Here is a 26,046-nt window from a genome sequence, read left to right as displayed (position 1 = left end):
TTTGATGCCGGTTCGAAGGGCCGTTCCACACCATCACTTTTGATGAAGTTCAGGCGCCGGCTCGCGTTGGTTTCACAAAGGAATCAATATGATGCAGCGAGCCCTACGTCCGTCGGTCTTGGTCCCTCGCGGATTTGACGTGGAAAGCGCCTTTTGTAGTGGCGCTACAACCGTGATCACCGTACATCCCACGAGCAGGACGAGTCTCTGTCCCGGTTGCGGGACCAGTTCAGAGAGGATTCATAGCCGATATCAGCGGCGCCTCACTGATCTGCCGCTGGCGGGGCGGCAGGTTCGCCTGGTGGTCGTGGCGCGCCGCTTTCGCTGCGTTTCTGTTTTGTGCGATCGGCGCATTTTCACCGAGCGCTTCGATGACGGAGCTCTGGCACCGTGGGCGCGGCGAACGACCCGGCTCGATCTAATCGTCCATCACCTTGGCCTTGCTTTGGGGGGCCGCCCGGCGGCGAGTTTTGCCCGTCGACTTATGCTGCCCGTAAGCAACGACACATTGCTTCGGGTGGTTAGAAGGCGCGGGTGTCCGCCCTTTGCTCCGCCGAGCGTGATCGGAATCGACGATTGGGCCTGGCGGCGCAATCAGAGGTACGGAACGATCATCTGCGACCTCGAGCGGCGACGACCGATCACTCTCTTACCCGACAGAGAGCCAGCCACTGCGCAGGCCTGGCTCGCGGGCCAGCCACAGATCGCTGTGGTCGCGCGCGACCGCGGCGGTGGTTACGCCCTTGCTGCGGTCAAGGCACTCCCGCACGCCACCCAGGTCGCCGACCGTTGGCACCTCATGGAGAACGCCAGCCACGCCTTCCTGGATGCGGTTCGCAAATCCATGCGCCAGGTCCGCATCGCGGTCGGCTCCGCCACCATAAATCCCAGCTTGTTGACCGCCGCCGAGCGCATTCAATATGAGGGCTATCTTCGGCGAGAAGACACCAACGCGGCAATCCTCAAACAGGCTGAGACGGGCATCTCCATAAAGGAGATCGTACGGCTCACCGGCCATAGCCGGGGCCTCATCCGCAGGGTATTGCGCGGTCAGCGATCCGACGTGTTCAGGGTGCGCGAGAGCTCGCTCGAGCACTACCTGCCGTGGCTCGACGCTCAGTGGACTGCTGGCCGTTGTAATGGCGCCGACCTTTGGCGTTGCCTCAAGGCGCAGGGATTTAGAGGCTCGCTGCGGGTCGTTACCGAATGGACGACACGCCGTCGACGTGCCGAAATGCCCGATGCTCAGAGCCTGCAGCGCGTACCATCCGCGAGAACGATCGCTCGCCTGATGACCAATGGCCGCGATACGCTATCAAAGTCAGAAACCGTCACCATTGCGGCGATCGAGCAAGGCGTTCCTCTTTTGGTGGAAGCTCGAGAGATCATAGCCGCTTTCCATGCGATGATCCGCAAGAAGGCTCACGTAGAGCTTGAACCATGGTTGGAACGAGCGCGCGCAAGCCTCGTCATGTCCTTCGCCAATGGCGTCATCAAGGACAAGGCCGCTGTCAGCGCAGCGATCGCGACGTCATGGTCCAACGGACAGACCGAGGGCCAGATCACCAAGCTCAAACTGGTCAAACGCCAAATGTACGGACGCGCCAAGCTCGACTTGCTACAGGCTCGGCTAATCGGCGCCACATGACCAGTGCTGCACCAAAATTGCGTCAGAGCCCCAGTCGAACGCCGATTGACAACCTGCTTGGTCTTGATGCGTGCTCTGGATAGCTTTGCGACAGGTTTTTCCGTTTTGGGGCTCAGCCCTGCGATTAGGACTTCGAGTTTGCGGTCGCAATCCAACATCTTTGCCTGATAGGTGTCGTAAAGTTCCAACGATTGAGTCAGGGCGAAGACATGTTCCTCCCGGTCGTTGCCAACCAGTGCTGCGCGGATTGTCTCAGTCGAAGAATGGCACCGGACGTCCCGGTAGGTTGCCAACACGTCGGGATTGCGCTCGCCTCCAACAATGGCGCGAATGATCCGCATGCCCGTCGCACCGGTGATATCCGAGACGACATGATGGAGTTGGAGGTTCATCTCCATCAGGGCCTTCTGCATATGCTGGATGTGGGCGGCAGCATATTCCACAAGCCGCTCCCGCTGGCGCAGATAGGCCCGCAGGGTCGCAATCTCGGTATCAGGTCGGAAGCTGCCACGTAACAGGCCGTAGGAATGAAGCTGGCGCAACCACGCGGCATCACTCACATCGGTTTTGCGTCCGGGCACGTTCTTGGCGTACCGCGCATTGACCAGAATGACATCAAAGCCGCGCTGCTCTAGGATCTCGTAGACCGGGATCCAGTAGACCCCAGTCGATTCCATCGCAACACTGGTCACGCCGCAAGCCTTAAACCAGTCCGCCAGATCATGCAGGTCTGAAGTGAACGTCCCGAACGTGCGCACCGGGATGTCCACGCTGGCCGGGTTCACCGCGGCCATGTGCATCTTCGAACCAATGTCGATGGCTGCGGCACCAGAGTTGACCGGCTTCAACTCCGGGCGGTTATCAGTCGTCGTCTTGGGCATAGCATCCTCCCTTCAATCGTGAGCAGGAGGGTCTGGGTTATGCCAATCGTCATCTTCCTAATCGGGATCGTCGCCGGAGCGGCGTCACCACTCTCAAGCCCGCATGAACCCATGGACCACGTTTTTTAACGGGGATTGCGCCTCCAATAAGCTGACGGCCGCTACCCTCCCTGCCGCAGAGAATAGCACAAGGCCGTTTCTACCCCGCGCAGGCGTGCAACGGCTCTGGACAGTTTTTTAAAATGTCGCGCTCCATACGCAGCTGTTCGTTTTCCCGCTGCAACCGCGCAATCACGTCAGCTTGGTCCGCCGACGGCACCGCCGCCTGCGATGTGGGCGCCACGGCGCTGCCGCCGGCTCTCGCCGTGCCCTGCTCCGCCACCCATCGGCTCAGCACGGAGCCGTCAAGCCCGAGCTCCTTCGATACCGACTTCGCCGAGCGGCCGCTCGACAAAACCAGATCAACTGCCTGCCGCTTGTACTCGTCCGAATAAGAACGTCGCTGCCGTTTCGTCATCTGACACCTCTTGCTGTCTAAGCTATAGGTGTCCACCGATTTGATTTAGGGGAGGCTCAATGTACAGTAGCATCGCATTTGCGATGTTTAGCTGCGCTTTATGCTAGTCGTCCGTCGAATTTCTGCGCGGAGGTGGCTAATTGTCGTCGGCAGGCGTTTGTCCTATTCAGCGATCACACCCAACGGGAAGATCACCGTGAGACTACGCGGATGACCGGTTCGCTGTTCGTATTCCCTGATATCCACTTCGCGCGTAACATTGGACAATGAATCGTCGAAGCCGGTTTGAACCTGACCCTCTTCGATCCATGATCGGCCACCGTCGCACTGATCCGCTTGCCGACATACTGTGGTCGGCGCGAGCGCTTAGGGCGGTAGACCGTGTTTCAACAGTCCAGTGGGTCATCTTCCCTCATCGCTACAATCGGTTTTTTTACCAAAGGTTGTGGCGGGAATAAGTTAGTCGGGGCCTCGGCGCACGTCTGAAACCACCCGAAAGATCATGCCAAGCAGCATGCCGATTGTGAGTCCCATCACCGCGATCATTTCCAGCCCCCTTCGCTCGTGCTCGATGATAAAAGTGAACCAGAGCCTTTAGCGGGCGTTTACTGGCCCACATGCGCTGCATTTCTGCTCAGCACAGGCGCTTATTGCCGCGGTTGGGAGGGGCGGGGCCCTCGGGGCGTTCGGCCTCGGCGATAGGGGCCGCCAACCAATCGATAACCAATACTACGGCGCAACCAAGCGCGAACAGACGCGACTAATCATCGCCAATTTCATTAGGGTTTTCAGTGTTCTGCGGGCTCCCTTCCCGCTCATAACGGTCTGGTTGCAGGTTCGAGTCCTGCCTGGGCCCACCAACGTGATCAATAGTTTACTTCGTCTTTGTTGCCTGCAGCGCTGCCGCCGCACCAGATACGTGCACTTGTCGTTCGTGGCCGGGTTTGGCATCGAATCATTCGCCAGTGTTAGATGGATAGGGGATGGGAGCAACAAACCCACGCGGCACCAGACTGGAGCGGTGGAGTGCTTGCTGCATGCCTCCAATCAAAGCTCCACGCACCCCCAAACTGCATCAAACGTTAGTCAGAGCCAATATTGTAAGCCGAATAACAACTTTCTTGGAGCGCAACACCTCCCCTATGTAGGCCTAATGCTCTGAGCTCCGATGATGTCCCTTGTCAGGTCAACCCGCGATCTCGATCGCTCTTGAAGTAGGATGCCGGAGCGCTCGTCTGAACTCAGCGAACTGGTGGAACGTGACAAACAGCGCGATCATTCCGGCGCCCAGCTCAGCGATTGCTTGACTGGCCAACAGTCCGTTGAAACCCGATATGACCGGGAATAACAGTACGGCCGGTATGAAGAGATAGCCCTGCCTTGCCAAGGACACAACCGCACTGAGGCGCGCTCTCCCGAACGACTGAAGCATCGTCGCAACGAAACTCTCAACACCAAAAAATCCAAAAAAGAGATGGAAGACGATGCAGGTCGAGACGGCGATTTCCGTGACCTTATCGCTATCGCTGAACAGTCTGACCAAAGGCCGCGCAAAAGTCACAACGGCCACAGAATACGCAACGGAAAGAGCGACAGTCATGGAGAGCATGAACTTCGCAGCCTTCAATACACGAGCAAAGTCGCGTGCGCCCCAAGCGAAACCCAGGACAGCTTGAGAGCCTATGCAGAAGCCGGTGATAGGCAGTGCACCCATCGTCATGATTCGCACTGCTATTCCCACGGCCGCGATGGAATCGTCGCCGAACGGCGCAGCAGCTCCGTACAAGAGCATAACGGCAATAGCAGATAAAATACTGGTCATGGTCGACGGCGCCCCTATGAACGCGAGCTGTCTGATGCGATCTGCTCGCAACGAGATGTGAGCTATCCCGATGAGGACTATCCCGCGAAGCTTCGCAAAATACGCGATATAGAGGCTAATAGCAGCGATTTGAGATACCAGCGTCGCGAGGGCTGCGCCTCGCACACCGAAGTCCAGCAAGAATATGAAGACGGGATCAAGCACAGCGTTCAGTATGAAGGCTGTAATCATCGTCCACATGCTGAATCGTGTGTTGCCTTCGGCTCTGACGATGAAGCCGTTGACAATGTTTAGAAGCATCAGGGTGTACCCGAACAAAAGCGTCGCCGCGTAGTCGAGCGCCACGGGCATGATGGTTGGACTTGCCCCGAGCGTTACGAAGATCCCTCGCAGGTTTAGAAGCAGAGCGACGGTAACAATGATACCGATCGGGGCGGCGAGCGCGAGTGCAGTACTCGCGCCTCGACTCGCCTCCAGGTACTCACCAGCGCCAAGATGACGAGATATGAACGACGCTGTTCCAACACCGATCCCCTGTCCGGCTGCCGCGAGCAGGACCACGATCGGCAAGGTCATGCTGACAGCTGCGATCGCCTGCGCGCCAAGTGCGCCAACAAAGATCGCGTTGACGACCTGCTGTAACGCGTGGATCGATAAGCCAACAACAGACGGAATGGCGAGCCGCAGGATAAGGCTCGAGAGATTGGGATCCGATAGATCGATGTGCTGCTTTTTCTTTGGCATCACATCGCGATCGCTCTCGACGGCGAATTTCGCATCCGGCTCATTCATGGATGAAGGTGTCCCCAGCTCTTCCGAATTCGCTGATCGTCTGCAACAGCTCCTGTTGCAACACCATGCAAAGATTACGGGTCACCTCATAACCGACCTGGGTTGGATCATACCTCGTTTCGATCTGTAGATGGCCGGCTTGATATCCGACATCGAACCAGAAGAGGTGAATCACGGCCCCTTCATCCATGTCTTCGCCGATCCAAAGTGGAGAAGGATCCTTGGCTAGGAGACGGCGTGGAAAATGGCGCTGCAAACCCGCTCGATAATTCAATCCAATCCTGGGTAAGGGCAGGCGATCGATCCGGCTCCGCACGGCTGGATCTCGGTTTAGGAATTTCATGGCCCGAAAGCCTATTCCTCCGCGCGGCAGGGCATTGCGCTGGCGGTATATTGAACGAGCACGATCGGGACGGGGCTCCGTTCCGGTGAGACTCAAGGGAAGCGGAACGAGCTCGCTGATATGGCCGATGATCTGAGATGGATCGAGATCGTCAAACAGCCGACCTCGGGTTGAGGTAAGGCTATCAATCCAGAGCGAATAGTTGCCGAAAACGCGTCCAAAGGCGCCAGAAATGGCGGCAAGAAACACATCAAAGTCCTGACAATGCGCCAATCTGGCTGAAATATTGAGGAGATCAGCTGTCGCTTCTTCGTCAATCTCAAGAAGGTACTTGCCCTGATCTTCCCAAAGGGATCGGCAATTCGCTTCATCCATGCGACCTTCAAGGCGTGCATAGTGAAGCTCTCTCGCGGTCACTTTCGAAACGCTCGCGCCGCCCGATGAGGTGGCGCTGACGTGCAAATTGAACTGATGGTAGTCAATCCTCTCCCAGTAGTTGAGTTCGGCTGGCGCTTCGCTGTTCGCGTAGTGCTCAAGGCGCTTCAACCATGCAGAGAGCATTTGTATGTTCTCGGGACCACTCACGGCGTGGCCTGAGGCAAGGGCGTACGCCGCATCCAATGCTTCCAGGAACAGTCGATAGCCTATCCCGTCCGCTACAGAATGATGCATCAGGACCAGCAGATAGTAATCGCCGCTTTCCGATGTGCGGAACACCGTGACGTTAACAAGAGGCGTCTGGCCGTCAAACCGAAACATGTGCTGACGTCTTGCTGAGATGCTCTCGATTGCCTTACGCTGCTGTGGGTCGGTCATTCCGACAAGATCGATCTCCTCCACGAGGCGTTCGGCCACGGAAGGCTCGATTGTCAGACGTAGACCATCGGCGGTTCGCGCAATACGGAGTCTGAGGCCTTCGTGCCTATCCATGACATGGGCAAGAGCACGTTCCAGCATTCGGATATTCAGGATGGCGCCGGGCAAGAAGAACAGATCGCCGATGTTGAAATGCTCATCGAAGCCGACAAGACGGTTCCAAGATGAGATTGCGGGGGTAACTGGCAATGAGCCATCCCCGGAAAGGAAGGTATCGAGTGTAACTGCCGCTCCGTCTGTCGCCAATTCCCTGATGGTCGGTGTTCGATAGAGTTGGTCGACAGTGAGATTCAGCCCGACTTTGCGCGCCAGCGTGACGCAGCGCACACTCAGAAGAGAGTCGCCGCCGATATCAAAGAAGTTTTGATCGAGTCCGACCCACTTGGCGCCTAATAGATCCTGCCAGATTCCAGCAAGAATACGCTCCTTCCTCGTGCAGAGCTCAGCAGATGGAACAGGCCCGACCTCGCAGTAAGGAACGGACGACAGGCGAGCACGATCTATCTTTCCGCTCGCCGTAAGGGGGATACTATCAACCAAACGAAAGGCGGCTGGAACCATGTAGGATGGCAATGTGTGGCGCAAATAGGTGACAATATCTGCAGAGCTTAGACCGTCGCGAGCCGGAACCAAGCTGGCCGTCAAGCGACGATGGTCATCGATATCTTCTGCGACGACCGCGGCCTTTGCGATTGCCGGATGAGACTCAAGGGCCGCTTCGACCTCCTCCAGCTCGATGCGAAAGCCCCGTACTTTGATCTGGTTGTCCGATCGGCCGCAAATCTCGAGAAGGCCGTTTGTTGAGATGCGCGCGATATCGCCACTTCGATAAAGAACGCCGTATTGCCCGCCGTCGTACGGATTCGGCACGAAACAGCGGTTGGTCCGATCTTGATCCCGCCAGTACCCAGCGCTCACGCAGCGTCCCGCGATGCAGAGTTCGCCGGCGGCTCCGACCGGGACTCTCTTCAACTGGGCATCGAGCACGTAGAGTTTGACGTTATCGATTGGGCGTCCAACGGGGACGTGCGACGTGCCGTCGCAGGCATCCGATGTTTCGTAGACTGCCGCATTGGATGCACATTCCGTAGCACCATAGAAGTTCCACAACGGCACGTCCGGGAAATACTCACGCCAGCGAACAGGGAGCGAGGACGGCATCGGTTCGGCGCTGCTTGTGACCAAGCGCAAGGCGGTCGGTCGCGAGCGCCGTTCTTGGGAAGCAATGAGTCCGGACAGGAGTGGCGGCGAGGCAAACAAGTGTGTCACGCGATGTCTCGCCAACGTGCACAACAACAGATCTGGATCCAGCAACTGCTCTTGGGTTAGGATCAGCGCGGGCACGCCTCTCAAAAGGCCGCCAAAGTACTCCCAAGCGGACGCAACAATTGATGCGGACTTCTGGACAACCATCACGTCGGTACTATCGAACGGAAAGCGTCGCCACATCCAGTTCAGTCGATTGAGAATTGCCGATTCCGGTATAAGAACTCCCTTCGCCTTCCCGGTTGAGGACGAAGTGTATATAAGGCTCGCAATTCCCTGATCTGGTGGTTTGTCGCTGCACTCAAAATCGCGCGCGGGCGCGCCGCACGCTTCTAGAGTCAATAAACATCTCGACGTCACTCCAAAAGCAGGCTCAGAGGTATTTGCGTGAACCAAAAGCTTTGCTTGACTATCTCGCAGGATATGTTCGATCCGATCACGCGGATAATCCGGCGATATAGGGACAACAATGGACTGCAAAGCTCGTGCGGCAAGAATAACAGCGGCAACGTCAGGCGACCGGTCGACCAGCACGGCGACCATGTCGCCAGCCCCCACGTCAGAAGTCTGCAGTAACGACCTGATAGCTGTTACGCGCTCACGCAACTGGCCGAATGTGATCTCACCGAAATCACCACAATACGCCACCTCGCTGCGATTAGAGACGCTGATTTGCTCGAACGCTCGGACAAGCGGACATTCGGTCTCATATGACTGCGCCGAGCCCTCTAGCGCGTCCAGCATAGTGACGTCTGACTCACTGAGGCAGCTCAGATCTTGAATGGGCGTAAGCGGCTTCTCAATGCACGCTGCAATCAGACGGCGCAGATTGTCGGCCATGCGGATAATCAGATCACTGGAAAATATGTCTTCCGCGTACGCTAGCTGGAGGGCAATTTCCTCGCCCTGATCTTGTGCGTACAATGTCAGATCGAATTTTACGTAGCCGGTCTCGAATTCGCGGAATGTCAGATCCAACTCATGTTGGCCACGTGGCTCCGCCGCCTCGGAGTACATGTTGAACATAACCTGGAAGATCGGTGATTGTCCCGCTTCGCGATGTAGCCTGGTATCCCTTACTATCCAGCCGAACGGATATGCCGAATTTGCGATGGCATCGCTGACCACAGCCTGGATGCGCAAGGCATGAACCGCAAAGGACTGGCCCACATCGATCGCGGTGCGGATTGGCAGCATGTTCAGGAAGAAACCAACAATTTCGGCACTGCCAGGTTGATCCCGTACGACGTGCGGTATGCCAACGATGATATCATCCTGACCGCTATACATCCGCAGCAGAAGCTTAAAACATGCGAGGAGTGCTGTCGACGTGGTGCACCTATGTCGGCGCGCAAACTCCCTTATCTGATGGGATAGATCGCTGCCAAGTAGCACCGCATGCGATGCGCCGCGAGACGAATTTGTCTGCGGCCGCGCCCGTGCCGTTCCAAGCGAAAGCACCGGCGGATCATCACCAATCTGACGACGCCAATAGCTACATTGGTTGGCAAGCGCCTCCGGAGTAGCGTGTTGTGTTTCCCAGACCGCGTAGGTCGAGAGTGACACTCGGTTCTCTGGCAGAAACGCCGCGGCATCGACGTACCTTTGTCGAAGGTCCCTGAGCAGAACAGAGATCGACCAGGCATCGATGATAATTTCGTGAGCGGTGATCAGTATGAGATGGTTGTCAGGGCCAAAACTGATCATACGCGCGCGAAAGAGATGACCTTGGCTGAGATCAAAGCTGCCGTTCAGCTCTGTTCGCCTTAGCTCTGCGATCAGCTTCTCAGCCCCCTGCGACGTGAGATGAGATGCATCAGTCAATTCGAGACTTGCGCAATGCGGAGCATCAAAAAGCTGAACCGGACCGTCCTCGTCGATAAAGCGTGCCGAAAGTGCCTGATGGGAATGAACGACATCGATCCAGGCGCGATTGAACGCGGCCAGATCGATGATGCCCCGCATTCGCAGGCCGCCCTGAATGACGTAGTTCCTGGCAGACGGATCGAGCTGCGAAAGAAACCACAGGTGCTCTTGAACTCGCGTCAGAGGCGATCGTGTAAGCTTTCCGCCAGCCGGTGCTGTGCACGGCCTAGATTCTGCTCGCGCCGAGATCGAAGCCGCAAGAGATCGGATCGTTCCATTCAGGACCAGCCTGAAATCCGTTCTCACTCCGAGCTGGGTCTGCAAACGGCCTAATATGAGCATTGCCCGGAGCGAGTCTCCGCCCAGGCTTATGAACTGATCATTCACACCAATGTTCTCAATGCGCAGAACACCGGACCAAATTTGGCACAGCTGGGCTTCGAGGTCGGTTTGCGGCTCCTCGAATGGCGTCGGCAATGGAGGGCGAAGACTGGTCGGGTCGGGCAAAGCTCCAAAATCGACCTTTCCATTACTGGTCAGTGGAATACCGTCGACGTGGATGATTCTGTCTGGGAGCATGTAGATTGGCAGCGCTTCAGCAAGGAAGTGCTGAAGCTCGCCTTCCGTTACCTCAGCTGGAGCGGACACATACGAGATGAGTCGTCTCGTCCCGCTTTCCCCCTCGGCCCTGGTTATGTCTCTCGCCATAAGCTTTACGCCTGCGCAGACGGACGCGACCGCGACGGCGCCACGCACCGAATGATGAGCGGAGAGGCGAGCCTCGATTTCTCCTAGCTCAATTCTGTGTCCGCGGATTTTGACCTGACGGTCCCGTCGACCGAGACATTCCAAAAGACCATCGGAACGAACGCGCCCGAGATCGCCCGTCCTGTATAGGCGCTGGAAGGACGGAACGTTTGAGAACCAGTTTGGCCCAAAGGCATCCTTGGTGCGGACGTCGTCATTGACGTAACCAGCAGCGACGCCAACGCCGCTAACGCAGATTTCACCGACCTCTCCCGCCTTGCACAGCCGGGGCCCGTCGGCGATATAAACCTCAAGATTAGAAATCGGCTTGCCGATCGGCACATAAGCGTCAGCCAGCGCAGGCGGCGCGGAAACCAGATGATGCGTGACGCCGTCCGCGCACTCGGTCGGCCCGTAGTGGTTGAGAATGGGGACCCGCGGATATAAGGCAAGCCACGCGCGCGCCAGTGCGGGTGTCAAAGGTTCTCCGACCGTCGAAATAATCCGCAAACCGTCCAGAGCTCGATCAGCCGCCGCAAGCGGCTGCAAATATTCAACAAATACTGCAAGCATCGACGGAACGAATTGAACTACCGTCACGCCGTGTCCCTGAATCGCTTTGAGAAGCGACACTGGCGATTTCAGTGTCGCATCATCAATGAGCGCGGTACAGCCTCCGACGCAAAGCCCCGCCAAAAGCTGCCATAACGAGATGTCAAAGCAGTGCGATGCCGTCTGCGCGATGCAATCCGTCCGAGTGAGGGTCAGGGCATCAATCTTTGCCGCCAGATGATTGTTTAGGGCTGCACGTTCGATCATTGCCCCCTTAGGACGGCCCGTTGAACCAGAGGTAAACAGAATGTAAGCGAGTCCATCCTTGCTCCATGATGGCACAACAGACGAAGTCTGGCCCTCGCGCAGCGCCGCCTCTATCGTCATGAATTGCGTGGCGCCTTTGCTGCTCGCCCGGATTGGGCTGACCGAATCCAGCTGGCCTGGCCCCATAATCAGAGCACAGCGACTCTGCTCGATCATGAATGATGTACGCGGAGCCGGTAACGATGGATCGAGCGGCAGGTACGTTGATCCAGCCTTCAAAATTGCGACTACCGCCGTCGCCCAGTCGAGGTCCCGCTCACCCCAATAGCCAATCACTGTGCCGCGAGCGCACCGCTCTCGTAACGTCCTCGCGAGGGATTCCGATCTTACTCGCAGCGCCTTGTACGTAAGTTCGTCTGCGCCGTACCTCAGCGCAACCCTCTCCGGATCCGATCTTGCAAGGCGATCGATCGCCGTGATCGCGTCGACCGGCTGACGTTCCACAAGCTGATTTTTGCCTGATCGATCTTCCGTGGGCATACGCGTCTCGCCATTCGTCGCCGTCTGCGGCCCTCAAATCAGAACACCGGGGATCCTGATTGAGGTGTGCATTGCGTAGCCGCCCTGGTTCTGCCAGTCATAGTGTGTCGTTTCTCCCATTCTCAGCTTCTCGTCCTTTGCGTTCGCTTCGATTTCCTCGATGATCGGCAGGGAACACGACCGGACGCTAGCGCCTCAAGTTGGCGTTGGCATCTCCGGGTTCTTGTAGTAGACACGCGATAGTCTGCATGGCACTCGCAACCAACGCGCTCAGAGACTCGTTCCGGCTTGTGGTTTCTTGCATTTGTGCTTTCCTCATCAAAGTGGACTTGGCGCTCGCCAGACTGCAGGTCGCCTGCGGCGCCTAAGCGATGACATCGATTGTGCAAGAACGAACACAGAGGTGTGTTACCGTTTTCAACGAGGCCGGCGTTGTTTGCCATAGCCGTTGAAGGACAGTCGTTAAGCGTTCAAACATTTTGATGCTCGTGGCTATCACGAGATGGCTAAGGGGCAGCCTAACGACTCGTAGGCGTGCAGAATCATCCGCCGCGAGCTCCTTAATCCGTTGATGTTCGCAGTCGTCCGCCTTGGTGCAAACGACAATTCACTCAGAAACGTTTGCTGCGGACCCGCAGGCGACGTCCAGTCTAGGCCAAAGGGCGTTCCGATACGGCTTTCCGAACCGGAATCGAATTGCGCGTAGCGCCTTCGCTTACCCTCCACGACATGCATGCTCGGCAGTTCTCTTCGCGCGTCACAGAAGCTTCGTCTCGGCGCCTACAGCAGAACCGATACGAATAATGTTGCGACCAAGCCGCTTAGCACTACGGCGAAGCCGGAGCCAGACTGTTATTACCGTCCTCGTATTCGTGGTAAGCTGGAAGACGCTGATGATGAGCCTTTCCTGCGCCTGCCGCGTTGCGTGATGATCCCTCGTGACGGTTTTTCCCACGAGCCGGATTTCGATGACCGCGGCGTAGCCGTGCGATCCTGTGTGGGTAGAACTGTCCAGCTCCAAACCGGCTCCGCTCGCCGACGATATCCATTGGCTTTCGCCGTTACGGCATGTGTCTCGATTGATCGAAAATCCGTCCAAGGCAACAAAAGTGTCCTTCTGCTGCCGCAGCGGGAAAGGGGCTTCCTGCTGCGCAGCATACTGTCGGACGGTCAGCTTTAAGACCATTGTCCACAACGTGACGTACCCACCCGGTACGAAGCAACTGGGGACCGCGCACTTCCAAGCGGCACGCTGCTTGCTTCATTCGTGGTGCCATCACCGGTGCCAGCTCGATCGGTAGTGGATCGGGAAAGCGCCGCGGAGTGTTTGATGCGATCTGGAGTTCGTTTTTGGGGAGCGACAACGATCACCGTAAGCGGCACAGCCAATTCGGCGGACGTACAACTGCCATCGGCTCTGTGGACCTGGTCCGGAGGACACATTGGCGGGCACGCCGGCCGTGCTTACGGCCAAAAATCCTTCACTAATCCCTGCGGTCCGTCAGTCTATGGCGGCGGCGATACTCCTGTTTTTCTGGCAGGCGACCAGATCGGCTACGACCGGCAGAAGAATAGCTGGGTACTTAGCCTCAAACTCGAAGCCAGCAGTGCTATCTCCGACGGCACAAATACCCGCCTCGCCGCGTCCGGCATAGTACTGAGCCCAAGGCGAGTCCAAACGTCTTTGTCACCGGAGCCGGTCGCCTCGGTTACGCCTTTGGCGCGCAGCGCCACACGCCCTCAAGGGAGGTGTGGCTTGGCAAAACAATTGAGGGCGCCGTCATCAATGACAACGAGTTTGGCCAATGTCGGCGATGCCGCGGCTGGGTGCACAAGACCGTGAACGTCCTGGACAAGCTCTCAGTCTCGGTGCAGGCCCCCATGAGGAAGGATTTGCGCGAGGTCTACTGGGCGCGAACCGAGCGTCCGCCGAAGCGGCGACCGACGTTTTCGCCGATTGCGCCAAGTACGGCCGGGCGGTCGAATGCCTGGTCAAGGATCGCGAAGCGCTGCCGGCCTTCTACGATTTTCTTGCCGAACACTGGGATCACTTGCGCACCACCAAACGCATCGAGCGCGTGTTCGCCAGCGGGCGATACAGGACCGTGCGGCCGAAGGCCTCCTTGTCGCCAGCCACCGCTAAGCTGATGGTATTCAAGCTGGTGATCGCCGCATCAAGGACCTGGCGGCGGCTCAAAGGCACAAATCGGCCCAAGGTCGTCGCAATTCGGATTCAACGCGTCATTGAGAGCATGCAAGTGCCGGCAAGCCAAGCGCCTGATCACCTCGTCACCTAAATCCCGAATAGCTCAGCTCATTGGGCCGATAATTCAATGGAGATTTCTTAATGACTATTGATGACGAGAAGGACGCCCCACCGGCTCTGTCTACCGGTGCGACGCATATACTCATCGAACTATGGGGAGCGAAGAACCTCGACGACCCGGCCATTGCGGAAGACGCAATTCGAAAAGCCATCCGTGCGGCGAGTGCGACATTACTCCACCTTCACGTTCATAAGTTTTGTCCGGGTCACGGCGTCTCCGCAATAGCCTTGTTGGCTGAATCGCACATTACCTTGCATACTTGGCCTGAGAGGTCCTACGCGGCCGCTGATGTTTTCGTATGTGGCGACAGCGATCCTGCGGGCGCCGTGCCAATTCTAGTTGAGGCCTTTCAGCCCGAACGGTCTGACGTTCGCAGCTTCCGGAGAGGTGCGTCGATCATGCCAACGCATTGAAGCAGATGATCGATCTCCTTGGAATAGCTGGTCATGTTTCCGCCCGCGAGCTATCGCTGAAAGTTGGTGACGGCGGGAATCGGGAAGGCGGCATGTGGGGGTGCTTGAGGCCTCCACTTCTCCACCGAAGGAGCGATATGCCATGTCCAACGATAACAACATCAAGCTGAGTCAGCCAGGAAACGTCGAGGATCGACTCACCGAAATCTTGCGCAATGCCGCCTCGAGCGCGTCGGGATCCATACAGTCCCGAGCTGGATGCCGATCGAAGATGTGGTGAGCCTTCCCATGCTCATTGGCGAACTGGCGCAGGTAGACACGTAGTGCTGGTTTACAGGCTGTTTCGAGTTTTCCTCAGGCATGGTCTCCCGGCGAGTGGCCATCTTCTTTCCAGGCCTGGCATGTTTGGACAAAGGCAACGCGCGATATCCACATACTCGGCCAGGGGCGACATACCTACCTGCGCCGTTGCATGTCCGCTAGTGTCCGTCCTGCGATGTGGCAGTCCATCGAGCAGGTCCGAACCTAATTTTCCGTCGACGGTTTAGGCCAACCAGATGTAGGGATATCAGGTCAAGTCGGGAATCTAGAGTCTGGTCGTTCGGCACGCGCAACAATAAGCGGGGCCTCAACCCGCACCGCGGATGGCAGGCTAGGATTGCTCCGCGAGATCGTGTTCGCGACAGCTAGCAAGTTGTCGAGCCACGGAATTCCGATCCCGCCGCTCGACTTTGATGAAGCAGTTCGAACGACCAAGGTCTCGACCGAGATCCCAACATCGGAGGCCGGGGCTCTGTATGGCTTGCTATCCCAAGCATCGGTGGTTGCGGGAATTGGACTCTGCGCGGAAGCCATGTGTGAGCAGTGCATCCCTTACGGCGCCAAGATCGCCCGCTATCAACGGCTGTCACGCCAAATCAACGTCCGGCAAACGCTGGACGGAATTGCGCGCCTTATTGCACAGGCGACGGACGCGAAAAGCCGTTTTCCAGCTGGCTGCGCCGATCCTTGGGGGCGTCTTACCACAGCCAAAAATCAGCCTGCCTGAGAAGCACCCTTAACGCTCGCTTCCGTGGCATCCCTCGAGCTCTTGGGGATGCGTTGAGCTTTGCCAGCCGAGACGAAGGCCACACGCACACGCGTCTCGACTAGCAAGTCGGCTCCACGCCTGCACTGTTGGTGCAGCGCGATCGAAGCCCGCTTCACCTCCTCAGGAGCCGCGATCACATCAATCACGTCATCCATATAGCCAGGTTTGAAGAAGTCCAGTTTCATAGAACGCACCACGAAGGCGAAGCCGCTCAGCTCCTCGCCGCTAGCCTCGAACAATCTGCGATGATCTGTCCCAGAAGCCGAAGGTAGTTCGTTCGGCTGCGCTCCATGAAGCGTAGATAGTTCGCGTGATATACGATCTGGCTGAAATCTGTGTCCTCAAAATAAACGCGGACTTGCGTGTGGTGCCCGCCGTCCCGGATTTCGCCGTCAAGGTCGGGCAAATCGGTCCCTCTAGAGTCGCATTGGTAGACCCACAATGGCGCGGCCTTGCGACCAAAAGTACCACGGTCACGCGCCATGCAACTGTGAGAGGCAAGATAGACACTGAGGCATCAATCGCCAATAAGCTGGCCCGGCACAGTCCCGACTGCTTTGCGGTACCTTGTTTGCCACTGGATTGGAGGGCGTGGCCCTGGCGCTCGCAAGGCGAAGTCCGCTGGGGACCACGTGGCCGTTTCCATTCACATAGATAAGTGCAGTTGGCGGTATCGTTCTTGGCGGAGAGTAACGCTCGCTGCTGGCGCATCCAGATTTCAAGCTCGGCAATGAGCGGCCGCGATTGTTCACGGCGCGCGGCAAGCCGTTGCTCCGGCGTTTGGCCGTTAATGCGCTCGATCTCGAAGAGCATTTCTATAGGACGTACCGCTTCGCTGGCGATCGGCGCCTCTATTCGGCTTCGCGCCGAACTGGTCGGTGAGCGTCGAATACGACCACTTGTTTATGCGGATGCCGACGTGAACTTCACCGTTGCTGGTGGTTCACTGGGCGGCGATCGCGTCCGCCAGGATTTCGATGTTATGACTGCGCGGCTCAACTATAAGTTCGGCGGTCCGATTCTTCTCAAATACTGATCTATCGTTCAAACGACGGATCGAAAGCCCGGCCATTGGGCCGTTTTTTTTGACCTGTTGGTCTCATGTACAGGAGCCATAAACGGTCTTATGCATTCCGGCAGACCGCAAAGCCGGGCATGCTGGCCATCCTCGGGATTTGCCCAGCTCCTTGGACAGACCTTGCGTTCGCCCCCGGGTCGTGGGGCGTTACTTCGAGGCCATCGGGGCATCCAACCGCAGAAAGATCGGATCGGTAGTTGCTGACACCTACGTTACGGCGCAGGCCTGGAATGCCGACGGCCACCAGATCGTGGGCGCTATTGCGGACGAGATGCTGCTGACTAACGCCAAAGCTCAGGTCGCCTCGATCTTGGGCGCTGACCTGCGAACGGCAGGCCCTGGCTAGATTGCGTTAAGAGCGTCCACAAATGGGCGGACATCAGTTTTAAATACATTGTCGAGGACGCGTTTGAGGCGCCTTGCAAAGCCTTCGAGGACCATCATGGCCTGATGGAAGCGTGCGTTTCGCGGAATTTCGTGCAGTGCAGCTATACGACGCACCGCAACGATCACGGTCATGAGTTTGATGAAGAGATGGGATGTCACAACCACCTATCATTTTGATGACGTCGCGATCCAGCGCGGCCGTTTCGACCGTAACTATCAAGGCACCAACTAGCATGACATCGTAGCCGTGATTAATGCTGCGGTCGCCGTGCTGTTAAACCGCCCCTCCCCGTCGGCCTTCAATGTCGCCACCAAAGCTGAAGCGCTGTTCTTCCTGGCGCATCTGATTGGCGATCTACACCACACGGCCTTCTGGTTGCAGGTTCGCGTCAGCCTGGCCCACGGAGCTATCATCGGCTTAGCGCAGTTCTGGCTTTGGTGAGAAACATGCCGCAACAACTACCGCGCGCAGATGCCGACCAGTGTTCTGAACGCACGCTTCATTGGGGAACGCTGCATTAAGTTCCGCCCAAGAGATCAGCGAGGCCTTGAATAATGGCAATCAAGAAGCTTATGAACATTAACACTAGCCCAAGTGTGGTCCACACTATGTCGGCCAGCTTGGGGGACTCAATTTTCTGACGGATTGAACCTTCGACAGACACCTTCAGCCTGCCAAGCCGTCCTGTTGCCTCGACTCGCTCGAGTTTCGATCTGCGAGCGCGCAGCCAAAAATCTCTGAACCACGGCACGGCGATACATACCGGACTCGCGGCGCCGAGCACGTCTTTGAGAGCGTCCCACCAAGAGTACGCCATGTATCTCAGGCTCTCATCGACGGCAGACTACACAGCCATTGGCATGTGCGCCGCGAGTTCTAGGTCATCGCTAGAGGCAGCAACGCCAAGCGTCTTGCCGCATGCAACCGAAATTCGTTCCATCAGATCCCAAGTTGGCCCCTGGGTCCCGACTCCCGATTCGATTTCGCTAATTCGAGCCTGGCTAATACCCAACTTATCCGCCAATTGTGACTGAGAGAATCTGGCATCCTTGCGCATGGCCCGAACTAGTTCGCCTGCACGCATTGCCGCACTCGACAGTTCCTTTTCAGCTGCAAGGCTTGCATCAGCTCTTTCGATTCTTTCGACCAGATCAGCAAGCGAACGACCACGCCCCTTACTGCTAACCTCAGCAACGGCTCGCACTCTACGTTTGTGACTTTTGTCGACTTTGAGTTTGACCATTGCAGCCTCCACTCTTCATACGAACCAAACTGAAGCTCGCGCATTCAGTATTCCGGCCTTCAAAGCGTTATAATCGCCGCCATTCCAGGAAGACCCTCCAGCGTACATCAGCACGCCATGCTCAGCCGCGAGCATTAGCGTTACCGTCACATCGCCATCATCATCAATTTCGACAGCAAAGATCGCAAACTTAGCCGCCGCGGAAGCATGGAACATCTCGACGCCCCTATACGTATAGAAGGGCAACAGATCCCTGCTATCCACCGATCCGCTGTGGACTTTCTGCAGGTAGAGCAGGATCTCGCAAGCGAAATTGTGCCCAAGCTGCTCCAACTCATCAGCCGCGTCTCCCAATCCGGGATCCTCGAATGAAACAAGCATATATGGAATTCCTTATATTCTGTCAACCCCGAATCAAGGCGAATGTTGGAAAAAGAAGCTATAAATGTAGTCGACGGCGTGATGCAACTGTAACGCGCAAACTGGAACTGTGAAGACCGGGGAAGCCCTCAATATAAGGGATTTTACCAGGCGAACGAAGATACTTTCCGGGGCTCATGACCGTTGGGTCGCAGTCCTGCCGGGACTTACCAATAGTCATATATTTACAACGGAATCGGAATCCTAACGTTCGCTTCGCTTCTAACACCGGACCTTCAACAGCCGGCGCGGCATGATCGAAAAGACCAAGAACGGGACAAAAGAGAGCCCATGAATTGAGAGAACCTGTAGAAGAAGATCATGAGTCGCTTCTCGGCACTGCAGACACAATCGGCGGAGCCAATACCGACTCGCTTGCCCTGGCGGGCGCGGCGGCTGATTGATCGGATGCATTTTTGCTGCTCAGAAGATTCGCCGAGGCGGCCGATGACGGCCGAACCGTTACGGCGGGATACCCGCATCGATCTTGAGACGATCGTGCTGAGCCATTTCGGCTCCCTGATCCCAGGTTAGCGAGCGACGCAGCTCTTCGGGCAAAGTGATGACGGTGCGCGTGATAGCGTCGCGCACGGCTTCGGCCCCGTGTCCCGCGAGCGCAGGTCCGTTTTTCACGCGCGGAGCTTCGCCATGCCCCGCCAACCGGGGAAGGTGCAATAGCATCGTGAAGCGCGTCGTGCGCTCGACTAGCGTGCCGATTGCTGAGCTGCCAACACCGAGGATGAGGTCTCCCTCCCAACGTCCCGGACTGCTCGATCGGCAGCTTCAGCAGGGCGCTCACTGATCATGATCTCCGGGCAAACAAAGCCCTTGCCTTGCCTGCCTACGCGTGCCCTAGGCATCCGTAACGCACGCGCGGTTCGCAAGCACGCCGTCAGCTCTCGGCGTAGCGCGCCGCGGCCTGAACGAAGAGAGCTTGATAGATAGCTTCGTGGCTGATGCGCATCGCCTTGTCGTCCGGGAAGTCGATCGGCAAGCGTCGGGCAATCTGCTCAGGGCTCCAGGCTTTGCGCCCACCGCCGATCCTTGCGCGGGCCATGCCGGCCCCCCTTCCACGGAACGGCGGGACCAGGAACGGGAGCGCCGGTCGGGGCAACGACGCCGCCAGCAAGTCTCTCCTCCACATAAGTGCGCAAGGTTGCATTCAGCGTAACATTGGTCGGCTTGGACCGGCGGGCGGATCGATCTGCATGTCACTGGGCAGTTCTTGCCCGATACTCCAACCCGCCGCCGCGGGTGGCCGCATTGCGCCGCAGTTCACAGAAGCCTGTCGAAGCAGCCAGCCCCAGGCGACGTCCAATCTCCTGTATGGAATGGCCCTGCACCTTGAGAAGTGCGATCTCCTCGCGCTCAATCAACGAGAGGTACCGCCCGGAGAGCGCCTTTGCCGAAGTTCCGAACATCGCTGGTGGCATGCCGCCCGCCTTTCGGAATAATCTGCTTCCGACAGGTTGTGACAATCCGGCTTCGAGTGCAGCAGCTTCGCTGCTTAACCCAGCGGCAATCGCCCGCAAAAATTGTTCTGTTCATTGCGCCCTGCAACAGAGGGCCGTCCTGGCGATGGCAACGGAGCTCGTCCTGACCCCGCCGATCGACGCATTACAACGTTCATCGCAACCTCCAACCTCCGATTGTTGCGACGACCGTTTGACTCCGCCGTTCGTGAGGTGACATTCGGTGCGCGTTAAGGACAAGCTGTCCTATAGCCGTGATTTGGCCGACGTCCGACCTGCCTACATCAAGGGGCGGCATCACGAGAGCCCGTCATTTCAGTTAGTCGTACGCATCCGACGAGTGCCGCGCAACGATTGCGCGCGCGCATAGACGGTCTGGGTTATGATGATCGCTAGCCGGTTGAGACGTTGAGGTTGCGACGGACCGCTGATCCTGCGATTGTCGCTCGTTTCCCGCTTGCTTAGCGTGGACGGATGGTCGGCAGCTCTTCGACTTCGTCGGTTGCGATCGTCGGATCCTCCAAATTGTAACCGAACCCTTCGTAAACGAACGCGCTGCGGATCAGTTCGCAATCCCGCTCGCTGACACCAACGTGCCGGCAGACTCGATACCAGGCCTCATCTATGGTAGCTTTCATGCCGTCAACGATTGCCGTGGCGTCTTCTCTGGACAAGAGAAAACGTTCGCACTGCGACCGCAAGTTGACCCGGTTGGCGTATCGTCCCCAGTTGCCGAATGCCATCGCCAGGTCCCTGCGCTCCATTGCAATCATCGGGTTCGGTGTGAGGTCGTATGCCGGCGACAGCGACCACGCCTGGTCCTTTGCCAAGATGGCATGGTTACGTGGATGATCGTCGGTATTGGAGATGAGGGCGTTAAAGCACACCCGCCGAAACAGCTCTGGCAGATCCTTCGACTGACTTCCGGATGCGGCTCGCCGTATTTCGTCAGCCAACAGAAGATATGACCATTTTTGACGCTTATCGACAGTGTCGAGCGTGTCATCCGCATCGAGCAGCGTCAAGGCGCTCACCATCCTGCTGCGGTGGTAACCCCTCTCGGCCTTATTCCGATCGAACCGCTTGATCAGGATGACATCCTTGTCGCCGATCGTGGTCATCCGGCTCTCCGCGCACGAGATCCCGCACTCGCGAGCAAGGGTCAGCATGGCGTGCTCGACCCGCGGGTTGTTCCATCGATCGTCGCGATGGGGGAATTTCGCGAGCCAAAGCGCATCGTCGTCCTCGACAGTAGCCTTCGGCCGCGCGCCTCCCATCGAGGTGCCCGCACGCATCAACGCCTCAGCCTGTTCAGCGTCAGCGCCTGCTGGTACTCGTGCTGCTGGATCCTTTTCAGCGGCGACGGTCTGGTCGGCCACTTCGAGCAAACGCGCCAAGTCCAGCGTCTTGTTGAAGGTACGAACAGGTGCCGGCGGTTGCACGTTAAGTCCAAAACCCAAGGCGCCGGCGCGATCGTCGGGTGAATTGAGCAGAAATTGAATTTCGCTCGGCGACGGATTGCCCAGACGAGTTTCGATCAGCTTGCGTCCCCAGGCGTCCGGAGAGCTGTCCCGCAACGCGCCAAAATTGCCCCGCAGCTTCGTTGTCCGGAACGGAGGGACTTGAATCTTGAGCTCGACTGGATCGAACTCGACGCGATCCTTTCGCTCGAGGTAGCTGCGGCCATAGACGAATTGTCCAACGGCGACCCCTTGGCGTGTCGTGTCGAGTTGATACCGGCCCGCCGTAACCGGTTCTGTCTGGCCTGGCAGCGTGATGTAGACGAAACACTCCTCAGAAGGCATTGCTTGGTCCTCTCCGCTGTCGCGCACGCTCGCGCTCATCGACGCCGCTTAGAGCGAGCCCCTCCTCATCGTTCTTCGGGTTGGCAACGTCGGCAAGCGACGGGAGCAGATTCATTGACCACAGCATGCCGACATACACGCCGGCACTGGTGCTCAATTTCCCGTTCTCAGCGTCAGCGATGACGTGACGATCTACGCCCAGCTTAGCTGCCAGCTCTGCATGGCTCAGGTTGCGGCGCAGGCGCGCGGTCCGGAGATTGTTGCCCAAGCGCTTGATCGCCTCCTGAACGGCTGAGGGTGGCGCGCTGATTAATTGGCTACGAGGAGGCATGGCGTCTTAAGGCTCCTTAAAAAGGCTTTTTGGCGCCTTATGGTTCCCAGAGGTATGGCCGCTCCTCCTTGCGGTGTCAATCGTTTGGCGCCTTAAGCTACCGTAAATTCTTATATTGGCGCCTGAAGATGCCACAAGATTTCCCAGAAAGCTTAAACTCCGCACGGCTAACGAGTGCAACCTTGCGGCGGCAAACTACGCAATATGAACTTCGGCGTCGATCACGAGGCATCGAAGTGCCGGCCGCACTGAAAGGTGCAGCGCCAGAACCTTGGCTTTCCAATGTCAATTCATGATGCGATCGCCTCGGCTTGCGACACCTCTTCGCCCGGCGGTGGTCAGACACGTCGTCCAACCCGAGTTTGCGTGCTTAGATAGCGCTTCCGCGTGTGGATGCCGGTAGACGTTGCGATATCCGTAGGAAATCACCAGTTGGCCATGCCTGTTATTCGGCATCGGCACCGACGCCGCGTCCGCATTGAAGCGCGCACCATGATGAGTTGCGACGAGGTGATCTACCTTCGTGGCATTGGCATGCATGAGGTGCGCATAGTCCGCGTCTCCGGTCAGCAAGGCCGACCGTCCGCTAGTGAGCGTGGCAAGGATGGTCAATCCGCTATTATTGAGATCGCGGGCCGGGCCTCGACTCCTTACCAATTCACCAAACGGAAAGCGGATTCTTGCGTTGGGGGGGCGTACGAGCAGATTGCCCTTTTCGGCGAGTATTCGCGCCAGTCGCGCCGCGCCAGGCCCCAGCCGCTGATTGGGAACAATCCAGCGACATTCAAGCAGATGCGGGAGGTGGAAGGCACCGTGAAGATGATCCCAATCCATGCGAGAGAACGATCGGCGGCGTCTCGCTGCGATTGATGTCGAAATTGGAGGGGAATGTATGGCGATTGAAGGAGATCGGAAATCCGACATCGAAGTGCAGAATGGCGCGGCCGCGATCATCGCATAGGGAGACAAAGTTTGCCTGACCGACATCACTGACCAGGACAGATGCCGCTTGTGGGACCCTTTTTAGAACAGTCGATATTGCGGCGCGCGTTGCCGGCTTCGGCAGTGGCGCACAGGCACTGACGAGCGAACTCGGCAGCCCTAGCCGTGGGGTGGCAGCGGCACCGAGAGTCTGGGGTCTCGATCGCGGCCCCCGGGTCTTGTCCGGTGTATCAAGCTGCCGCGCGTAGGTGAGGACTCCGCGTGCGTGCGCCGAGTAGCCGTTGCCTTCAAGTTGAGCGTGCCATGCCGGCAGGCCGGAGCCATCCGGCTCGATCTCGAGATAAAACCAATCGGCTGGCGCCGGTGTCGCGCCCGCAAAGTGGCCAAATCGGGCTGGCGTCGTCACTACGCGCAGGAGCGCGAATGGTTTGGTCTGTTCAGCACGAAAACCGTCCAAGAGCCGCGGTCCGGCGCCATCAACATAGTCGGCATCGATGCAATCAAATTCGAAGGATGCACGGCGATGAGGGCTCGTGCTCAATGAATCCACGCGCGAGACGCGCGCGTACAGTCCTCTGCGGGGAAACTCTGGCGGGATGCGGATAAAGAAGAAAAAGAAGATAACCTCCCAGGGTCCAAACTCACCGATGCGGCGCGTCTTAGCTGCGACCACGCCGATAGAGAGCGCTATTTTTTATCGAAGGGCTCGACCAGCATCTGATCCGACAGGCCCCAATTCAGGTGGCACTCTGACAAGTCAACTCGCCGTTCCAGAGTCGTTCGAGAACGCCGCTTGATAAAGCTCCTCAATCCTCGTGACTTCATCCGGCGTTAGTTCGGAGAACTCGTCGTCGCGAGCGCGCTTTGAGAGTTGCCCTCCATTCTGTTGCAGGAATCCGAAGAGGTTATTGAGCGTCCGCTCCGGCATTTCGATCATGTTCTCGATGCCCGCGCGGAAGGTATCGAAGCTCCGCAGAAATTGCGTTTCCTTTGGAAGATCTTGTTCGATGGTCCTCTGCACGCATTCGTACAGAAACTCGGCGTGGGGCGTCGCGTCGAAGAAACGATAAAAATCACCTGTATCGTTCAAGACCTTGACGTTGCCCTGTGGGGTCGACTCCCATTCAACACATGGAAGCAATCTAGTCGAATAGCTTTCCAACACACTCTTGTATTCGCTGATCTTGTCGAGAATCGCGGCAGAAACCGGAAAGTGGATCCCCGCGGGATTGAATCCGCGCCGTGCCAGAACATGGTGCATCAGGTATCGGTGAATGCGTCCGTTGCCGTCCTCGAACGGGTGGATGTAAACGAACCCGAAGGCGAGCACGGCGGCAGCGACGACGGGATCAAGCTCGTTTTCCGCCGCATGATCGAACGCGATCAGTCCCCGCACGAGGGAGGGGATATCTTCGTGACGCGCGCTGATATGATCTGGGATAGGTCTTTGCGTCTCGCGTTCATGCTCGCCGACGAAACCACCTTCGTTACGGAAACCAAGTTTCACGAAGCGCTCATCGCCGATCACAATGCGCTGCAGGCGCAGAAACTCCGCCTCATCGAGCGGTGCCCGTCCCGCTTCACCGATGACCCTGCCCCATCGCTGGATACGGTCCTGTGGCGGTCTCTCTCCTTCAATGACGTAGCTTGACTTTGAATCCTTGAGGAGAAGGAAGGCGGCAGTTCGCGCGAGCAGATCCTTCGGCACTTGGCTCACGACGACACGCGCGCGCTCCTTGAGATCCTGCGCAATAAATTCGCTCAGTGCTGCAGTCTTGAAAACAAGCGGGCAGAACTCCAGGGTTCCTGGCAGGTTGTTGCGGACGCGGTGCCGTGCCGAATTCCGCCCGGAGGTAGCGTATTGGAGTTCGGTATCGACGGCATCGACGTAAGAGACCTTATCTGCCGCAGGCAGATTGAGTTGGCGCTCCAACAGCCATTCATGGAGAAACCAGATACGACGCGTGTACAGACCGGTCGGCTTCTGTCTTACAAGGTCCGCAATCTGATCCTCGTTCACGGCGAGGAAAAGCCGCTTCAGGATTGCAAGATCGAGTCCTTCATTCTTGAGAGCGAAGGTGAGATGTCCCTCAAGCGTCGCGTCCGGCGCATGCCGCGGCGTATAGATGCGCCATCCCCCTTGCTCAATGATACGGTGCTTTGTTCCGATGGCCGAAAGCATGCGCGGGACCGGGGCGGATAGGTTGTAGGCGTCAAGCAGCGCCGCATAGCCAACAGGAGTTGCCACCTCCGGCAGCCTCCGGTCATGAAAAACACTCACGGGCCCTGAAAAATCCGTCTCCATTGTGCCAAATCCGTGAAAAAGGTTCTCGGTCGTGAATTTCACTCTCAATTTAGCCTTCGAGCCGAAAACACCTCATATATAGCGAAAAACCTTCGCGTCATACGCTAAACATGAA

Annotated in this window: 15 protein-coding genes and 6 pseudogenes; 6 read left to right on the top strand and 15 right to left on the bottom strand. The window is 57.6% G+C overall.

Annotated features, from left to right (window positions below):
- The first annotated feature begins 91 nt into the window (after positions 1 to 91).
- Entirely contained in the window at positions 92 to 1,648 is a 1,557-nt protein-coding gene (locus tag ABIB91_RS11470) for an ISL3 family transposase (protein WP_247547482.1), read from the top strand.
- A gap of 53 nt (positions 1,649 to 1,701) precedes the next feature.
- Here ABIB91_RS11470 and ABIB91_RS11465 read toward each other — a convergent pair.
- The 5 genes and pseudogenes from ABIB91_RS11465 to ABIB91_RS11445 all read right to left on the bottom strand — a co-directional run.
- Positions 1,702 to 2,529: pseudogene (locus ABIB91_RS11465) on the bottom strand (IS110 family RNA-guided transposase); the annotation flags it as partial.
- A 199-nt stretch (positions 2,530 to 2,728) separates the two neighbouring features.
- Positions 2,729 to 3,046: a transposase gene (locus ABIB91_RS11460; protein ID WP_354167944.1), complete on the bottom strand. Its 318-nt coding sequence runs from the start codon at positions 3,044 to 3,046 to the stop codon at positions 2,729 to 2,731.
- Positions 3,047 to 4,232: 1,186 nt separating this feature from the next.
- Entirely contained in the window at positions 4,233 to 5,660 is a 1,428-nt protein-coding gene (locus ABIB91_RS11455) for an MATE family efflux transporter (RefSeq protein WP_354167941.1), read from the bottom strand.
- Positions 5,653 to 12,117 carry a non-ribosomal peptide synthetase gene (locus ABIB91_RS11450; RefSeq protein WP_354167938.1) on the bottom strand — a complete coding sequence of 2,155 codons (6,465 nt, stop codon included), beginning with the start codon at positions 12,115 to 12,117 and terminating at the stop codon, positions 5,653 to 5,655. The genes ABIB91_RS11455 and ABIB91_RS11450 overlap by 8 nt, the downstream gene beginning before the upstream one ends.
- A gap of 757 nt (positions 12,118 to 12,874) precedes the next feature.
- Positions 12,875 to 13,303 (bottom strand): hypothetical protein, encoded by a 429-nt coding sequence (locus ABIB91_RS11445; protein WP_354128992.1) that lies wholly within the window; start codon positions 13,301 to 13,303, stop codon positions 12,875 to 12,877.
- A 632-nt stretch (positions 13,304 to 13,935) separates the two neighbouring features.
- Between ABIB91_RS11445 and ABIB91_RS11440 the strand changes: the two are divergent.
- From ABIB91_RS11440 to ABIB91_RS11430, 3 genes and pseudogenes are all read left to right on the top strand, one after another.
- Positions 13,936 to 14,414, top strand: a pseudogene (locus ABIB91_RS11440) (transposase); the annotation flags it as partial.
- A gap of 50 nt (positions 14,415 to 14,464) precedes the next feature.
- Positions 14,465 to 14,857, top strand: a complete 393-nt coding sequence (gene speD / locus ABIB91_RS11435; protein ID WP_354128993.1) for an adenosylmethionine decarboxylase — start codon at positions 14,465 to 14,467, stop codon at positions 14,855 to 14,857.
- A gap of 658 nt (positions 14,858 to 15,515) precedes the next feature.
- On the top strand, positions 15,516 to 15,905 hold the full coding sequence (locus ABIB91_RS11430; protein ID WP_354167933.1) for a hypothetical protein: 390 nt from the start codon (positions 15,516 to 15,518) through the stop codon (positions 15,903 to 15,905).
- Here the strand turns inward: ABIB91_RS11430 and ABIB91_RS11425 are convergent.
- Together ABIB91_RS11425 and ABIB91_RS11420 are read right to left on the bottom strand one after the other, a co-directional pair.
- Positions 15,893 to 16,353 (bottom strand): annotated as a pseudogene (locus ABIB91_RS11425) (YbgC/FadM family acyl-CoA thioesterase). The gene ABIB91_RS11430 and the pseudogene ABIB91_RS11425 overlap by 13 nt on opposite strands.
- A 260-nt stretch (positions 16,354 to 16,613) precedes the next feature.
- Positions 16,614 to 16,793 (bottom strand): annotated as a pseudogene (locus ABIB91_RS11420) (IS66 family transposase); the annotation flags it as partial.
- An 11-nt stretch (positions 16,794 to 16,804) separates the two neighbouring features.
- Between ABIB91_RS11420 and ABIB91_RS41695 the strand changes: the two are divergent.
- Positions 16,805 to 16,983 (top strand): annotated as a pseudogene (locus ABIB91_RS41695) (outer membrane protein); the annotation flags it as partial.
- 384 nt (positions 16,984 to 17,367) lie between these two features.
- Here ABIB91_RS41695 and ABIB91_RS11415 read toward each other — a convergent pair.
- Positions 17,368 to 17,571 carry a hypothetical protein gene (locus tag ABIB91_RS11415; RefSeq protein WP_354167930.1) on the bottom strand — a complete coding sequence of 68 codons (204 nt, stop codon included), beginning with the start codon at positions 17,569 to 17,571 and terminating at the stop codon, positions 17,368 to 17,370.
- 88 nt (positions 17,572 to 17,659) lie between these two features.
- Between ABIB91_RS11415 and ABIB91_RS11410 the strand changes: the two genes are divergently transcribed.
- Positions 17,660 to 17,854: a hypothetical protein gene (locus ABIB91_RS11410; protein ID WP_354167927.1), complete on the top strand. Its 195-nt coding sequence runs from the start codon at positions 17,660 to 17,662 to the stop codon at positions 17,852 to 17,854.
- A 403-nt stretch (positions 17,855 to 18,257) separates the two neighbouring features.
- On the opposite strand, the gene ABIB91_RS11405 is transcribed toward ABIB91_RS11410, so the two are convergent.
- The 7 genes and pseudogenes from ABIB91_RS11405 to ABIB91_RS11375 form a co-directional block, all read right to left on the bottom strand.
- Entirely contained in the window at positions 18,258 to 18,656 is a 399-nt protein-coding gene (locus ABIB91_RS11405; protein WP_279692399.1) for a helix-turn-helix domain-containing protein, read from the bottom strand.
- Positions 18,657 to 18,671: 15 nt separating this feature from the next.
- Complete coding sequence (locus ABIB91_RS11400) at positions 18,672 to 19,037, bottom strand: hypothetical protein (protein ID WP_354128996.1); 366 nt, start codon at positions 19,035 to 19,037, stop codon at positions 18,672 to 18,674.
- Positions 19,038 to 19,547: 510 nt separating this feature from the next.
- Positions 19,548 to 20,706: pseudogene (locus ABIB91_RS11395) on the bottom strand (IS30 family transposase); the annotation flags it as partial.
- Between the two features lie 303 nt (positions 20,707 to 21,009).
- Positions 21,010 to 22,353, bottom strand: coding sequence for a type II toxin-antitoxin system HipA family toxin (locus ABIB91_RS11390; protein ID WP_354167922.1), 1,344 nt, complete (start codon positions 22,351 to 22,353; stop codon positions 21,010 to 21,012).
- The gene (locus ABIB91_RS11385; RefSeq protein WP_354129002.1) at positions 22,343 to 22,621 is read right to left on the bottom strand and encodes a helix-turn-helix transcriptional regulator; all 279 of its coding nucleotides are present in this window, start codon (positions 22,619 to 22,621) and stop codon (positions 22,343 to 22,345) included. The genes ABIB91_RS11390 and ABIB91_RS11385 overlap by 11 nt, the downstream gene beginning before the upstream one ends.
- A gap of 847 nt (positions 22,622 to 23,468) precedes the next feature.
- Positions 23,469 to 24,299: a hypothetical protein gene (locus tag ABIB91_RS11380; protein WP_354167918.1), complete on the bottom strand. Its 831-nt coding sequence runs from the start codon at positions 24,297 to 24,299 to the stop codon at positions 23,469 to 23,471.
- Positions 24,300 to 24,383: 84 nt separating this feature from the next.
- Complete coding sequence (locus ABIB91_RS11375) at positions 24,384 to 25,931, bottom strand: Fic family protein (RefSeq protein WP_354167915.1); 1,548 nt, start codon at positions 25,929 to 25,931, stop codon at positions 24,384 to 24,386.
- Positions 25,932 to 26,046: the final 115 nt, after the last annotated feature.

It is taken from the genome of Bradyrhizobium sp. JR4.3 (assembly GCF_040547695.1).
GTDB classification, from domain to species: domain Bacteria; phylum Pseudomonadota; class Alphaproteobacteria; order Rhizobiales; family Xanthobacteraceae; genus Bradyrhizobium; species Bradyrhizobium canariense.
This window is presented reverse-complemented; position numbering and strand designations above follow the sequence as displayed.

Excerpts from the sequence above, each read along its gene's own strand:
- ABIB91_RS11390 (WP_354167922.1), bottom strand. The coding sequence starts at position 22,353 with ATGCCTTCTGAGGAGTGTTTCGTCTACATCACGCTGCCAGGCCAGACA.
- ABIB91_RS11470 (WP_247547482.1), top strand. The coding sequence starts at position 92 with ATGCAGCGAGCCCTACGTCCGTCGGTCTTGGTCCCTCGCGGATTTGAC.
- ABIB91_RS11455 (WP_354167941.1), bottom strand. The coding sequence starts at position 5,660 with ATGAATGAGCCGGATGCGAAATTCGCCGTCGAGAGCGATCGCGATGTG.
- ABIB91_RS11445 (WP_354128992.1), bottom strand. The coding sequence starts at position 13,303 with ATGGTCTTAAAGCTGACCGTCCGACAGTATGCTGCGCAGCAGGAAGCC.
- ABIB91_RS11375 (WP_354167915.1), bottom strand. The coding sequence starts at position 25,931 with ATGGAGACGGATTTTTCAGGGCCCGTGAGTGTTTTTCATGACCGGAGG.
- ABIB91_RS11405 (WP_279692399.1), bottom strand. The coding sequence starts at position 18,656 with ATGGTCAAACTCAAAGTCGACAAAAGTCACAAACGTAGAGTGCGAGCC.
- ABIB91_RS11400 (WP_354128996.1), bottom strand. The coding sequence starts at position 19,037 with ATGCTTGTTTCATTCGAGGATCCCGGATTGGGAGACGCGGCTGATGAG.
- ABIB91_RS11450 (WP_354167938.1), bottom strand. The coding sequence starts at position 12,117 with ATGCCCACGGAAGATCGATCAGGCAAAAATCAGCTTGTGGAACGTCAG.
- ABIB91_RS11460 (WP_354167944.1), bottom strand. The coding sequence starts at position 3,046 with ATGACGAAACGGCAGCGACGTTCTTATTCGGACGAGTACAAGCGGCAG.
- speD (WP_354128993.1), top strand. The coding sequence starts at position 14,465 with ATGACTATTGATGACGAGAAGGACGCCCCACCGGCTCTGTCTACCGGT.